Here is a 13,780-nt window from a genome sequence, read left to right as displayed (position 1 = left end):
GGACCCGCACGATGCCCCGCGATCGGTTCACCGACTTTCTCAGCAAGGATGAACTGGCACAATTGACGCGTACCTCCAATGCGTGGGGCTGGTGGACGCTCGCCGTCAACTGGGCGCTGATCGCGGGCGCCTTCGCGCTGGCGATCGCCTGGCCGAATCCGCTGACGATCGTGCTCGCGGTGCTGGTGATCGCCGGCCGGCAACTCGGGCTCGGCATCATCGTCCACGATTGCGCGCATCACGCCTTGTTCAGCGGACGACGCTTGAACGAGACCGTCGGGCAATGGCTCGCCGCGGTGCCGATGATGAGCTCGCTGCCCAAATATCGCAGCTATCACCTCAAGCACCACCGGTTTGCCGGCACCCCGAACGATCCCGATATCGGCTTCGTCAAAAGCTATCCGGTCGCGCGCGAATCGTTGCGCCGCAAATTCGCGCGCGATCTGACCGGGCGGACCGGATTTCGCGATCAATTGCTCGCCTTCCGCCGTTTCCGCTTTGCCGAACAATGGCCTTGGCTGGTGTTTCAGGCCGGGCTGTTCGCGATCCTCGCGCTCGCGGGCGGCTGGTGGGCCTATGCCTTGTGGTGGGTGGCGTTGCTGTTCGTCTATCCCGCGATCGTCCGGCTGCGGCAGATCGGCGAGCACGGCGTCGCGACCGACCGCAGCGACACCGATGCGCGACTCAATACCTCGACCACCTTGGTGCGCTGGTGGGAACGGCTGTTCGTCGCGCCCAATAATGTGAGTTACCATCTCGAACACCATCTTGCCGCCGGAGTGCCGCCCTATCGGTTGCGCGAGATGCACCGCCTGCTGAAAAGCCGGGGATTTTACGAGGGTTACGCCTGTATCGCGACCGGCTACGGCGATGTGCTGCGACGATCGGTGAAGGCCGCGCACCAACCCGCCTGACGCGCGCGCCGGCATCTCGTCGCAATTGATTTGCGAAACGCTAGCGCGCTGATACGCCCGTGCCGGGTTCAAGGGTGGGGTGCGTTACATGCGCGGCAAGCGGCTTATCGGCGTGGCGATCATCGCAGCGACAATTCCCACGGCAGCCTTCGCCGACGATCCGCGCGATCCCTCGATGCGCAGCGCCGACGCGCATGCGCGCGACAGCGAGCAAACCCGCCAGCTCAACCTCCAGGCCGCCGCCGCCAACCGCGGGCCGCGTTATCATGTCGTGCGCCCGGGCGGTTACGAGGATGCCGATTATGTCGCGGCATCGCGTGACCACGACCGCGATATGGATCGCTATGCCCGCAGCCGCGCGCAATATGAGCGCGAGATGGCCGAATGGCGCCGCGCCGTCGCGGCCTGCCGCGCGGGATATTACGACGCCTGCGACAATTGAGGCGCGCGAAGGCGCAACCGCGGTGACGCGGTTGAGCCCGCGACGCTAACGATCAATTGTCGTCGTCGTCATCGTGATGCCAGCGATGTTCGCGTTCCCAGCGGCGCTGCATCCAATAGCGCCGCGCACGTTCGCGCTCCCACCGCTCGCGGCGATCGCGCCAGTCGTCATGCCGGTAATAACCGCCATCGCGATCCCGATAATAAGACCGGTCGTAATTATAACCCTGGTTGTAATAGCCCCGGTCATAATAGGGACTGTCCGACCCGACATAGACACCCCAGCTTTGCGCCGATGCGACCGAAGGGATCGTTGCGAAAGCACTCCCGGCAAGGATGGCGATCAAGGGGATTGTGATCTTCATGGTCCCACTCCTCTACGCTTGTTCGATAGGAGTGGGTCTAGCGGGGCACGTCTTTTCGCACGCTGAACTGGCCTGGCAGCCGGGGTTCACCAGCATTGCACGGATTTAATGGAGCGGTAGCCGCGCCACCGCGTGCGCCACCGCCACCACCACGACGCACGCCAGCAGCGCCACCCACGGCAGCACCCCCGCACGCCGCACCGTCGGCGGCTCGGCAACCCCCTCGGCGCGCACCGGGAACCGCCCCTTGTCCTGCACGAAGTGACGGAACAGGAAGACGGGGACGATCAGCAACACCGCGATCAGCCCGTTGCGCAGCGTATTCTTCCCCCACACATCCGCCCCCGCTCCCATGAAGGCCATGTTGACGAAGCCGAACACGGCGCCGGTCGCGAGCAGCCACGTCGGGCAGCGGAACGGGCGCTCCCAGCCGGCGCGGTCGATGCGGTGGATCCACCCCGATTGCAGGTTGAGGAAATTGAAGACCATGTAGCAGACGTTGCTGATCATCAGCACCGCGAAATAATCCGAGGTGAGCAGCAGCAGGAGGTTGAATCCGAGATCGGTCCACATCGCCGCGGTCGGCGCGCCGTGCGGGTTCACCCGCGCGAGATACTTGGGCAGCCACCCGTCGACCGACGCCTGATAGAGCGTGCGCGACGATCCCATCATCGAGGTCATCACGATCAGCAGCAGCGAGAGGATCAGCATCGTGATGAAGATGTTCGACACGACGACCCCGCCGCCGACGATCCGCGCCAGCGCGAGCGCGACCCCCGATCCGTCGTAGATCCCCGGCGTCAGCATCCCTTCGAGCCCGAGCGAGGCCTGGAACGCCAGCGGCACCAGCGCGAAGATCAGGATGCACAGCAATCCCGAGGCGATCAGCGCGCGCGGCGTATCGCGCGCCGGATTCCTGAATTCGCGGGTGTAGCAGACCGCGGTCTCGAAGCCGTAGGTCGACCAGCCCGCGCCGAACATCGCCCCCATCAGCACGGTGATGCCGTAAATGTCCCAGCTGCCGAAATGCACCGTTCCGGCGGCGTCGCGCACCAGCGGCAGCAGCGGGAACAGATGATCGGACGGCAGATCGCCGGTGACCAGCGGCACCACCCCGACGAGGATCAGCGGCGCGAGGCAGGCGATGCCAAGGATCTTCTGCGCCGAGGCGGCGCGCGCCGCGCCGTGATGCTGGAGCGCGAAGGTGAGCAGCAGGAACCCCGCGCCGATGATCGCCACCGAATTGATCCGCAGGGTCAGCCCTTCGCGGATAAAGCCGAGATCGGCGAGCGTGATATGCCAGGTGTTGATCGCCGCGGTCGGCGGAAACAGGCTCGCCATCACATAGCCCGCGGCAAGGCTGGTGCCGAGCGCGAGCACCGGCGACCACGCCAGCCAGTTGCACCAGACCGAGATCGGCGCGACGAATTTCGAATAGGGCAGCCACGCCGCCGCGCCATAGACCGACGCGCCGCCCGATTTGTGCGGATAGAGCCCGGCGATCTCGGCATAGACGAAGCTCTGGATGAACCCCATCAGGATCGAGGCGATGAACACCACCCAGACGGGCTGGCCGATCGTCGCGGCGATCCCGCCCATCGTCAGCAGCACCCCGGCGGGCACCCCCGACGAGGCCCAGAAGGCGCCCTTCCAATCAAGCTCGCGGTGCAGCTCGCCGTTATGCGCAGCGGCGGGTTCCGGCGCGCGGCGGATCGCGGGGGCGGCGACCGCCGCGTCGAGATCGTCGGCGATCATCGCTGCGCGCTCTCCCAGTTCGGCGCCACATAATAAGGCTCGTTCGACGGCGCCAGCAGCGGCGCGCCGAGGATATGATCGGCGCCCTTCTCGCCGATCATGATCGTCGGCGCGTTGAGGTTGCCGGTGGTGATCGACGGCATCACCGAACTGTCGACGACGCGCAGCCCCTCCACCCCGATGACGCGCAATTCGGGATCGACCACCGCCAGTGGATCGCTCGCCGCGCCCATCTTGCAGGTGCAGGAAGGATGCAGCGCGCTTTCGACCTTTTCGGCGATGAAGGCGTCGATCGCTTCGTCCGAGATGCAATCGGCCCCCGGCTGGATCTCGCGCCCGCGCCACGGCGCGAAGGCGGGCTGCTGGAAGATCTCGCGCGTCAGCCGCACGCAGGCGCGCATCTCCTCCCAATCGTCGGGGTGGCTCATATAGTTGAAGCGGATCAGCGGCTTGTCATGCGGGTTCGCGCTGCGCAGCGAAACGGTGCCGCGGCTCTTGCTGCGCATCGACCCGACATGCGCCTGAAAACCGTGCTCGGTGGCGAGCGACGAGCCGTCGTAATTGATCGCCATCGGGAAGAAATGATATTGGATATCGGGATATTTGACGCCGGCGCGGCTGCGGATGAAGCCGCAGCTTTCGAAATGGTTCGACGCGCCGAGCCCCTTTTTGGTCAGCAGCCATTGCAAGCCGATCATCGCCTTGCCGAACAGATTGGCGTGGCCGTAGAGCGTCACCGGCCGGGTGCAGGCCATCTGGAAATAGAATTCGAGATGATCCTGCAGATTGGCGCCAACCCCCGCGCGATCGGCGACCAGCGTTATGCCGTGGCGCGCCAGCGCCGCCGCCGGGCCGATGCCGGACAGCTGGAGCAATTGCACCGAATTGATCGGCCCGCCCGACAGGATCACCTCGCGCGCCGCGCGCGCGGTGACCGTCCGCCCGTGCTGCTCATAATCGACGCCGACCGCGCGCCGCCCCTCGAACAGCACGCGCGTCACCAGCGCATGCTGTTCGACGCGCAGATTGGCGCGCTTGATCGCGGGATAGAGATAGGCCTTGGCCGCCGAGCAGCGCTCGCCGCCGCGCACCGTCATGTCCATCCGGCCGAAGCCTTCCTGACGATAGCCGTTATAATCCTCGCTCAGTTCATAGCCCGCCTCGACCGCGGCATCGAGCCACGCCTGGTGGAGCGGGTTTTCGAGCGTCCCGTAAGTGGTCGAGAGCGGCCCCTCCCCGCCGCGATAGCTGTTGCCGCCCTCCTTCCGCGTCTCGGCGCGCTTGAAATAGGGGAGGACGTCGGCATAGCCCCAGCCGCGCGCGCCCTCCTCGTCCTGCCAGCGCTCGAAATCGAGCGGGTTGCCGCGGACATAGACCAGCCCGTTGATCGACGACGACCCGCCCAGCCCCTTGCCGCGCGGGGTGTGCAGCCGGCGGTTGTTGAGATACGGCTCGGGCTCGCTCTCATAATGCCAGTTCCACCTTTTGGTCGCCATCGGATAGGCGAGCGCGGCGGGCATCTGGATGAAGATCGACCGGTCCGATCCGCCATATTCGAGCAGCAGCACCTTGTATCTGCCATCGGCGCTCAGCCGGTTGGCGAGCACGCATCCGGCCGATCCCGCCCCGACGACGATATAGTCGAAATCGCCGTCAATAAGGGGCATCGACCGGTTCCATCGCGACATAGACGCTCTTCAGCCGGGTGTAGTGTTCGAGCGCCGCGCGGCCGTTCTCGCGCCCCAGCCCCGATTGCTTATACCCGCCGAACGGCAGCTCGATCGGGGTGATATTATAGGCGTTGATCCAGCACGTCCCCGCCTCGAGCGCCGCGATCACGCGATGCGCGCGGGTCAGGTCGCGCGTGAACACCCCCGCCGCCAGCCCGAATTCGGTGGCATTGGCGCGCGCCACCACCTCATCCTCGCCGTCGAACGGCAGCACGGTCATCACCGGCCCGAAAATCTCCTCGCGGACGATCGCCATCTCGTCGGTGCAGGCGGTGAAGACGGTCGGCGCGACGAACGCGCCCTTGCCCAAAGCGCCCGCGGTCATCCGCTCGCCACCGGTCAGCACCTCGGCGCCTTCCGCCACCCCGCGCGCGATATAGCCGAGCACTTTCTCCATATGCGCGGTGTTGATCAGCGCGCCGATCTGGGTCGCGGGATCGAGCGGGTCGCCGACGATCATCTTCTCGGTCCGCGCCTTCAGCCGCGCGAGGAAATCGTCGATCACCCCGCGCTGGACGAACACGCGGGTGCCGTTCGAACAGACCTCCCCCGCCGAATAGAAATTGCCAAGCAACGCCCCCGATACCGCATTGTCGAGATCGGCATCGTCGAACACGATCAGCGGGCTCTTGCCGCCCAGTTCGAGCGTCACCTGCTTCAAGGTCGCGGCGGCATCGGCCATCACCTTGCGCCCGGTGCCGACCTCGCCGGTCAGCGAGACCTTGGCGATCCCGGGATGCCGGGTGAGCAGCCGCCCGGTCTCGGCGAACCCCTGCACCACCTGGAACAGCCCCTCGGGGCATCCCGCCTCGAGATAGATCTTCTCGAGTTCGATCGCGGTCAGCGGGGTCAGCTCGGCGGGCTTGAAGATCATCGCATTGCCGCACGCCAGCGCCGGCGCGCTTTTCCAGCAGGCGATCTGGATCGGATAATTCCACGCCCCGATCCCCGCGGTCACCCCGAGCGGCTCGCGCCGCGTATAGCCGAACGCCGCCGGCCCCAGATCGATATGCTCGCCCGCGATCGTCGCGGCGACGCCGGCGAAATATTCGATGCAATCGGCGCCCGACGCGACATCGACGACGCTGGTTTCCTGAATCGGCTTCCCCGTATCGCGCGTTTCGAGCTGCGCGAGCTCGTCGTTGCGCGCGCGCAGCAGATCGACCGCGCGGCGCAATATCCGGCCCCGCTCGGTCCCGGTCAGCCTCGCCCATTGGCGCTGCGCCGCCTGCGCGCGGACGACCGCCGCATCCACCTCGGCCGCACCGGCGACCGCCAGCCGCGCAAGCGTTTCGCCGGTCGCCGGATTGATCGTTTCGAACCAGTTCATCGCCTTGCCTCGCCTCGTCCCGACAAGCGGCGCGTTGCCGGTCGAGATCGATGCCGCATGCTCATTGCCCCCCGAAATGATAGGTCGCGGTCACGCCCCAGGTCCGCGGCTTCGCGTAAACGCCGGCCACCTCGCCGTTATAATAGGCGCCGTCATAAGCGTACACGCGATAGGCGTGGTTGAGCACATTGTTGACGAACACCGCCAGATCGAGCTTCATCCCGCTCGGGGTGAAGCCGAAGCGCAGGTTTTCGACGTCATAGGCCGGCTCGCGCTCGACCGGCGCACACATCACGGTGAAGCAGGTCTTGTCCTGATAGAGCGCATCGGCCTGGAGCGAGGCGACACCCCCCGCCAGCGCGAATTCGTAGCGGATCAGGCCCCCGGCGGAGAAGCTCGGCGCCTGCGGCAGATTGTGCGTCACCACCGTCACCCCGTCGGGCAGCAGCACGTTATAGACCCGGCTGCGCTGCGCCGAGGCATTGGCCTGCAGCGTCAGCCCGGTCAGCGGATGACTGACCAGTTCCGCCTCGACCCCCAGGTTGCTGGCGCGCAGATTGCGCACCGACTGGGTGAAGCCGACCTGCACGAACGCCTGATAATGCTGATAATCGTAATAGAAGCCGGCAAGGTTGAAGGTCGTGTTCGCACCGAGCCGGGTCTTGAGACCGACTTCATAGTCGTTGAGCGTCTCCGGCTTATAGGCGATATTGTTGATCGTATCGATCACCGACTGGCCCAATGTCGGGGTGCCGGTGCTGAAGGTGAAGCCGCCCGATTTGCTGCCGCGATTATAGCTGGCGTAGATCAACGTATCGCGGCTCGGCTTGTAATCGATCTCGGCGCGCGCGGTGACACCCGAAAAATTGGCGCTGGCATCGCCCGGGGTCGCGGTCACCCCGGTCAGCGGGGTCGTCCCGGTCGGGTCGTTATAGCGGATCCCGTCGGGGCCGTAATGCATCGTGAAGCCCGAGAAGAGCTCGCTGCCGTCATAGGTGCCGACCTTGTGATCGTGCCAGAAACGCAGGCCCCCGATCAGCTTCCAATGATCGTCGATCTTCCATTCGTCCTGCGCGAAGATCGCCCAGCTCCGCGTCTTCTGCGAGAAAGCCACCGTCGGATCATAGCCGTCGAACGGCGTCGCATATTTCGCGGTATAATTGCCGTTGAGGATCATCCCGAACGCGCCGAACACGAGATATTGCCGCCCGAAGCTGGTCGAGGCGCGCAATTCCTGCGTGTACTGATCCGATTTCGTGCCCTGATAGAAATAGACGCCGGGCGCATAGCAGGTCACCGCCTGCGCCGGCGGGGCGCACGGGCCGGGGGTATAGCTCGATTGCCCCTTCACATAGGGAAGCTCGGGCTGGGCATCGCCGATCTCGTTATAGAATTTGGTGAGGTGCTGATAATCGCTGATCGACACCACGTCGAACGCGCCGATCCGCCCCTCCAGCCGCAGCGTCGCAGCGAATTGCTTGCGGTCGACATAGGGATCGCCGGTCCCCGCGGTCTTCCACGCATCGCCGCCCTGCGACGGGGTAATCGAGGGGTTGGTATAGCCGGTCGCGATCGCCCCCGGCGGGCTGCCCCAATAAGCGCAGGCCTGGGTCGTGGAGAGGAATTCGCCCTGCCCCTGCGCATTGGGACATTCGGGCGCGAGCGCGTAGAGCGCGGCCTGACGCTCGTGATCCGCTTCGGCATAGCGCACCGTCAGCCGCGCCTTGAAATTGTCGGTCGGCGCGTACTGGATGATCCCGCGCAGCGCCCAATGGTTGTTCGCGCCGCGATCGGGCTGGCCGGGGGTGATATTCTCGATATAGCCGTCGTCGCGATCATAGATCCCCGACAGGCGGACGCTGAGCCCCGGCGCGATCGGGCCGGAGATCGCACCCTCGAAGATCCGCTGGTTGAAGCTGCCGTAGGTGCCGCGGACATAGCCGTCGAGCACGTCGGTCGGCTGGCTGGAGATGAACTGCACCGCGCCGCCGGTGGCGTTGCGCCCGAACAGCGTGCCCTGCGGCCCGCGCAGCACCTCGGTCCGCGCCAGATCGAACACCGGGAAGCTCGCGGTGGTGATCGAGCTGGCGTAGCTGTCGTCCTGATAGACCGCGACCGGCGGCTCCTGCTGGTCGCCATAATCGTTCTGCGAGACGCCGCGGATGTTGAACACCACCTGCGACGAGCCGTAGGAATTGAATTTCAGATTGGGCACCGCGCGGACGATATCGGTCGCGCTGGTGACATTGAGGTTGGTCAGCGCCGCGGTGTTGAGCACCGAGACCGCAATGCCGACATCCTGCAGCTTCTGCTCGCGCCGCTGCGCGGTGACGACGATATCGTCGGGCCGCGTCGGCTGAGCATCCGCTGCCGCCGGCGTGGCGGCCGCCTGTTGCTGGGCATGGGCCGGGGTGGTCGTGGCGGCAAGGCCGGCGATCAGCGCGGCGACGGCCGCCCCGCTAAAGAACGTGCGACGTTTCCCTTCCATGATTTACCCCGCTTTTGATCATCTGCTCCCGAGATGTTCTGGTAATCGCCGGTATTTTTCTTGTCCGGCGATGCTGCATCACGGCCCGGTGCTTCACAAGCGGCGTTGGCGGATCGCTCGGCGGGTGCGCCCGCCCGTAATTTGACAATAAAGCGCCGATAAACAGGTGCTTAGCAATTAATGCGCAATTATGATCGCTTATTTAGAACATTAGATTGGATCATTAGCCTTTGTAATCGGAACGCCGCGCGGGGACTTCATCCGGGCATCATCAGATCCGCCCGCAATCGCTCGGCGCTTTCTGCCCGGCGAAGCGCGCGCCGATCCAGTCCAATGTCGCGGTCGCGCTGTCGCGCGCGGTGCGCGCATGATCGCCCCCCGGCAGCACGATATAGCGCAGCGGCGCGCCGCTGCGGCAGCGCGCGCGGGCGAAGCTGGCGGTCACCGCCGAGCCGACCACCGTGTCGCCGCCGCTCTGCGCGATCAGCAGCGGCCCCGGCACCGCGGCGGGCGTCACGCTATTCGCCCGGGCGATCCGCCCCCACGGCTCGATCCGGCCGATATCCTTGTTCTTGAGCGCATTGCGGACCGACATGATCCCCAGGATCGTCCCGATCCGCGGCTTCCTGCCCAGCGTGACGCAATTGTTCCGCGCCAGCCGCGTCACCACCCCGGCATTGGTGCGGTTGAACAAGGTGGAGAGCGGGTGGCCGAAGCGCTGCGACCAGCTATAGGCGGTGTAGGCGGTCAGCATCGTGCGGATATTGACGTCGCTGCCCGAACGCAGATTGGCGGGAAGGTCGGTCGGCGGCGCCGCCGCCGCGGTGCCGACCAGCCGCAGTTCGGGCGCATAGCCGCGCGCCTCGATCGCGGTCCACAAAGCGGCATGACCGCCCTGCGATTCACCCCACACGGCGAAGGCCTCACCCACCCCGGCACCGGCGATCGAGCGCGCCGCGCGGACCGCATCGAGCACCGATCGCGCGGTATCGACCCCGACCAGATAGGGATGCGGCGTATCGGACCCGAGCCCCGGATAGTCCGGCGCGACCACCGTGAACCCGCGCCGGATCATCTCGGCCAGCGCGGGGGTCAATTCCCAGAAATCGGGGCTGAGCGATGGCGCGCACCGCTCGACCACGCCCCAGGTGCCGTGCGTCCAGGCGATCACGCGGCGTTGCGCCGGGGCGGTGCGCGGCGCCACCACCATCCCGGTGACGCGCGCCGCGCGACCGTCGCGGTCGGTGGTCCAATAGGCGATCTTCCACGCCTGCATCCCGGCCGGCGCCTCGCGCACCGGATCGGCCGAAACGAGTGCCCCGGCGCGCTGCGCCTGCGCCGGCATCGCGGCGGCAAGGAAGAGCGAGAAAGCCAGTAAGAGCATGCGAAGCATGGCAAACCTCCCCGATGACTCGCGTCCGCTATATCAGCCTGCGCGACTTTGCGCTTTACCGTAATCGGGAGGGTGACTAGCGTCGGCGCGAAACAAGCGGTGGCGGCTTATGGGCGGGGCTCGGGTTTGCGCGGCGTTTTTCGCGCTGATTTTCGCTTTTTCGGCGGCGGATGACGCCGTTGCCGGGCTGGGACAGCCGGGCGCGAGCATTGCGCGCGATCGCGCGCGGATGGCGGCGGCGACGCAGACCGCGCGCACGATCGCCGGCGGGGTCGAGCATCGCATGACGCTCGCCAACGGCACCCTGGTCAAGGAAATCGAGAATGCTACCGGGGCGGTCGTCGCGGTCGCGTGGCGCGGGCCGGGGCGCCCCGATCTCAGGCAATTGCTCGGGGCGCAATATTTCGCCACCTTCCAGGAAGCCGCCAACACCGGGCACGGGCGGATCAGGATGCGCCGCGCGCCGCGGGTCCATCGCAACGACATCGTGATCCAGACCGGCGGTCACCCCGGGGCTTTCTGGGGAATCGCCTATCTGCCGGGGCAGCTTCCCGCCGGGTTCGATCCCAATGCTTTCTGACGCGAGGGGCATGATGCGCCGGATCCTGATCGTCCTGCTGCTCGCCTTGCTCGGTGCGTGCGGCGACGGCGGCGGCACGACGGCGAACACCCCCGCCAGCGCGCCGACGCCGACCCCGACGCCGACCAGCACCCCCACCCCGCTCGCCAATTTCACCACCGTGACGATCGATGCCGGCCCGGCGGCGCTGGCGGCGGGCCCCAACGGCTATACCGCGACCAACCTGCCCTATGTGTCGGTCACCCTGTGCGTCCACGGCACGCAGACCTGCCAGACGATCGACCATGTCCTGCTCGATACCGGGTCGACCGGGCTGCGCATCATCAAATCGGTGCTCAACGCCAATATGCTCGCCGGGCTGCCGCACCAGACCAGTCCCGCGGGCAATCCGGTCGGCGAATGCTATCAATATGTCGACGGCTATGTGTTCGGATCGGTGCGCACCGCCGATTTCTCGATCGGCGGCGAATCCGTCGCGTCGATGCCGTTCCAGGTCATCGCCGACGACGGCGCGTTCCAGACCGCGCCGGCCTCCTGCTCGAGCGGCGGCGGCACCGCGTTGACGACGGTGCAGGAATTCGGCGCCAACGGGATCATCGGGGTCGGCACGATGGCCACCGATTGCGCGTCGGCGTGCATGGTCAACGGCGGATCGGGCGCGGCAACCTATTATGATTGCCCGACGAGCGGGTGCGCGACGGTGATCGCGCGCGCCGCCAACACCAGCGCGCCGTTCCAGCAACTGCCCAATCCGGTCGCCGCCTTCGCGGTCAACAACAACGGCACGATCGTCTCGCTGCCCGCGGTCCCGCCGACCGGCGCGGCGACGCTGACGGGGACGGTCTATTTCGGGATCGGGACGCAGACCAACAACGGGCTCGGCAATGCGCGGATCCTGACCACCGACAGCGCGGGCGATCTCACCGCGACCTATAAGGGGACCCAGCTCCCCAACAGCTTCCTCGATAGCGGCAGCAACCTCTATTATTTCGTCGACAGCGGCATTCCGATGTGCACGCAGACCAATTTCACCTCTTTCTACTGCCCGCCGTCGCCGCTCGCGCTGGCGGTGACGCTGACCGGGGTGAACGCCGCGACCGCGGATGCGAGCTTCACGCTCTACAATGCCTATACCCAGCCCGCCGCCAGCGCGAATGCGATCCCGGGGATCGGCGCCAATCCGAATGCGGTCACCGGCTTCCACGCGATCCAGCGCAGCTTCGACTTCGGTCTCCCCTTCTTCTACGGCCGAAACGTCGCCACCGCGATCGAGGGCCGCGCGGCTGGGGGCATCGCCGGTCCTTTCTACGCTTTCTGAGCGACTCGCCTCTTTGCCGATCGCGCCGAAGCTGCTAATTGCGCCGCGTCGGAAAAGGCAGCCTTGGTTTGGTAAGCCCAAGGCCTTTCGGTAACGAAAGCTCTGGTCTTTGGCCTCGTGCCCGGGATCCCCACGACGACCTTCGGCGATCCCGGTGATCGCCGTTTGTTCGTCGGCGCGGGTCCTCGGCCAGGGGAACGCTCCGGTCGACCGTTCGGCTCAGGAGTTTGTTCGTGCCATCATCAGATTCTTCGTCGCGCATCGCGATCAACCGGCCGCTCGTCGTCATTTATGCCGCGATCGGGCTCGACGCGGTCGGCATCGGGCTGATCTTCCCGATCCTGCCGCGGCTGATCGCGGAGGTAACGCATGCCCACAATATCGCTTCCTATATCGGCATCCTGACCGCGCTCTATGCAGCGATGCAATTCGCCTTCGCGCCGGTGCTCGGCGCGTTGAGCGACCGGCTGGGCCGCCGACCGATCCTGCTGATCTCGCTCGGCGGCGCGGCGATCAATTATGTGCTGATGGCGCTCGCCCCGTCGCTGGGGCTGCTGATCATCGGCCGGGCGATCGCCGGGCTGACCAGCGCCAATATCTCGGTCGCCACGGCGTATATCACCGATATCTCGCCGGAAAATGTGAGAGCGAAAAGGTTCGGCCTGTTCAACGCGATGTTCGGCATCGGCTTCATCCTCGGCCCGGTGCTCGGCGGCGCGCTCGGCGATTATTGGCTGCGGCTGCCGTTCCTCGCTGCGGCCGCGCTCAACGCCGGCAATCTGCTGCTGGCGCTGTTCGTCCTGCCCGAATCGCGCATTCCGTCGCGCGAGAAGATCGACCTCGCCGCGCTCAACCCCTTGCGCCCGTTGCGCTGGGCCTTGTCGATGAAGGCGCTGCTCCCCACCGTCGCGACCTTCTTCGTGCTGAGCGCGACGGGCGAGGTCTATGGCACCTGCTGGGCCTTGTGGGGCAATGACGCGTTCGGCTGGAACGGCATGTGGATCGGCCTGTCGCTCGGCGCATTCGGCGTGTGCCAGACGCTGGCGCAGGCGTTTCTGCCCGGCCCCGCGGTACGGCTGCTCGGCGAGCGCGGGGCGGTGCTCGCCGGGATCGCCAGCGCCTGCCTCGCGCTGGTGGCGATGGCGTTCATCACGCACGGCTGGATGGTCTTCGCGATCATGCCGATCGTCGCGCTCTCCGGCATTGGATCGCCGGCGCTGCAGTCGCTCGCCACCCGGCTCGTCGACGAAGGCAGGCAAGGCCAGTTCCAGGGGGTACTCGCATCGGCGATGAGCCTTGCGTCGATCATCGCGCCGCTCGGGTTCTCGAGCTTCTATTTCGTCGTTCGCGCGCAATGGCCGGGGGCGATCTGGCTGTCGGCGCTGGCGGTCAACGCGATCGCGATACCGCTCGTCCTGCGGCTGCGGTTCAAACCGACGCCGACCGCCGCGGCGGCATTGTGACGC

At 66.3% G+C, this 13,780-nt stretch carries 11 protein-coding genes; 5 read left to right on the top strand and 6 right to left on the bottom strand.

The window, feature by feature from the left end; translation table 11 throughout:
* Positions 1–11 precede the first annotated feature (11 nt).
* Both NED98_RS02800 and NED98_RS02795 read left to right on the top strand, forming a co-directional pair.
* Positions 12–914 (top strand): fatty acid desaturase family protein, encoded by a 903-nt coding sequence (locus tag NED98_RS02800; RefSeq protein ID WP_265311853.1) that lies wholly within the window; start codon positions 12–14, stop codon positions 912–914.
* 88 nt (positions 915–1,002) lie between these two features.
* Complete coding sequence (locus NED98_RS02795) at positions 1,003–1,356, top strand: hypothetical protein (protein WP_179515537.1); 354 nt, start codon at positions 1,003–1,005, stop codon at positions 1,354–1,356.
* Positions 1,357–1,408: 52 nt separating this feature from the next.
* Here the strand turns inward: NED98_RS02795 and NED98_RS02790 are convergent, their stop codons facing one another.
* The 6 genes from NED98_RS02790 to NED98_RS02765 form a co-directional block, all read right to left on the bottom strand.
* Positions 1,409–1,720 carry a hypothetical protein gene (locus NED98_RS02790; protein WP_265311852.1) on the bottom strand — a complete coding sequence of 104 codons (312 nt, stop codon included), beginning with the start codon at positions 1,718–1,720 and terminating at the stop codon, positions 1,409–1,411.
* Positions 1,721–1,825: 105 nt separating this feature from the next.
* Positions 1,826–3,475, bottom strand: a complete 1,650-nt coding sequence (locus tag NED98_RS02785) for a trimethylamine N-oxide permease (RefSeq protein ID WP_265311851.1) — start codon at positions 3,473–3,475, stop codon at positions 1,826–1,828.
* Positions 3,472–5,142: a choline dehydrogenase gene (gene betA, locus NED98_RS02780; protein WP_265311850.1), complete on the bottom strand. Its 1,671-nt coding sequence runs from the start codon at positions 5,140–5,142 to the stop codon at positions 3,472–3,474. Before betA ends, NED98_RS02785 begins: the two co-directional genes overlap by 4 nt.
* Positions 5,129–6,535 (bottom strand): betaine-aldehyde dehydrogenase, encoded by a 1,407-nt coding sequence (gene betB, locus NED98_RS02775; RefSeq protein WP_265311849.1) that lies wholly within the window; start codon positions 6,533–6,535, stop codon positions 5,129–5,131. The genes betA and betB overlap by 14 nt, the downstream gene beginning before the upstream one ends.
* A 61-nt stretch (positions 6,536–6,596) precedes the next feature.
* Positions 6,597–9,023: a TonB-dependent receptor gene (locus tag NED98_RS02770; RefSeq protein ID WP_265311848.1), complete on the bottom strand. Its 2,427-nt coding sequence runs from the start codon at positions 9,021–9,023 to the stop codon at positions 6,597–6,599.
* A gap of 271 nt (positions 9,024–9,294) precedes the next feature.
* Positions 9,295–10,416 carry a lipase family protein gene (locus NED98_RS02765; RefSeq protein WP_265311847.1) on the bottom strand — a complete coding sequence of 374 codons (1,122 nt, stop codon included), beginning with the start codon at positions 10,414–10,416 and terminating at the stop codon, positions 9,295–9,297.
* 109 nt (positions 10,417–10,525) lie between these two features.
* Between NED98_RS02765 and NED98_RS02760 the strand changes: the two genes are divergently transcribed.
* The 3 genes from NED98_RS02760 to NED98_RS02750 all read left to right on the top strand — a co-directional run bounded on the left by NED98_RS02760 (position 10,526) and on the right by NED98_RS02750 (position 13,777).
* Positions 10,526–10,996 (top strand): DUF2844 domain-containing protein, encoded by a 471-nt coding sequence (locus tag NED98_RS02760; RefSeq protein WP_265311846.1) that lies wholly within the window; start codon positions 10,526–10,528, stop codon positions 10,994–10,996.
* Positions 10,997–11,006: 10 nt separating this feature from the next.
* On the top strand, positions 11,007–12,314 hold the full coding sequence (locus NED98_RS02755; protein WP_265311845.1) for a DUF3443 domain-containing protein: 1,308 nt from the start codon (positions 11,007–11,009) through the stop codon (positions 12,312–12,314).
* Positions 12,315–12,547: 233 nt separating this feature from the next.
* Positions 12,548–13,777, top strand: a complete 1,230-nt coding sequence (locus NED98_RS02750) for a TCR/Tet family MFS transporter (RefSeq protein ID WP_265311844.1) — start codon at positions 12,548–12,550, stop codon at positions 13,775–13,777.
* Positions 13,778–13,780 lie beyond the last annotated feature (3 nt).

This window comes from Sphingomonas lycopersici, assembly GCF_026130605.1.
GTDB lineage: Bacteria > Pseudomonadota > Alphaproteobacteria > Sphingomonadales > Sphingomonadaceae > Sphingomonas > Sphingomonas lycopersici.
Note: the sequence above shows the minus strand (reverse complement) of the source record. Positions and strands in the feature narration are given on the sequence as shown.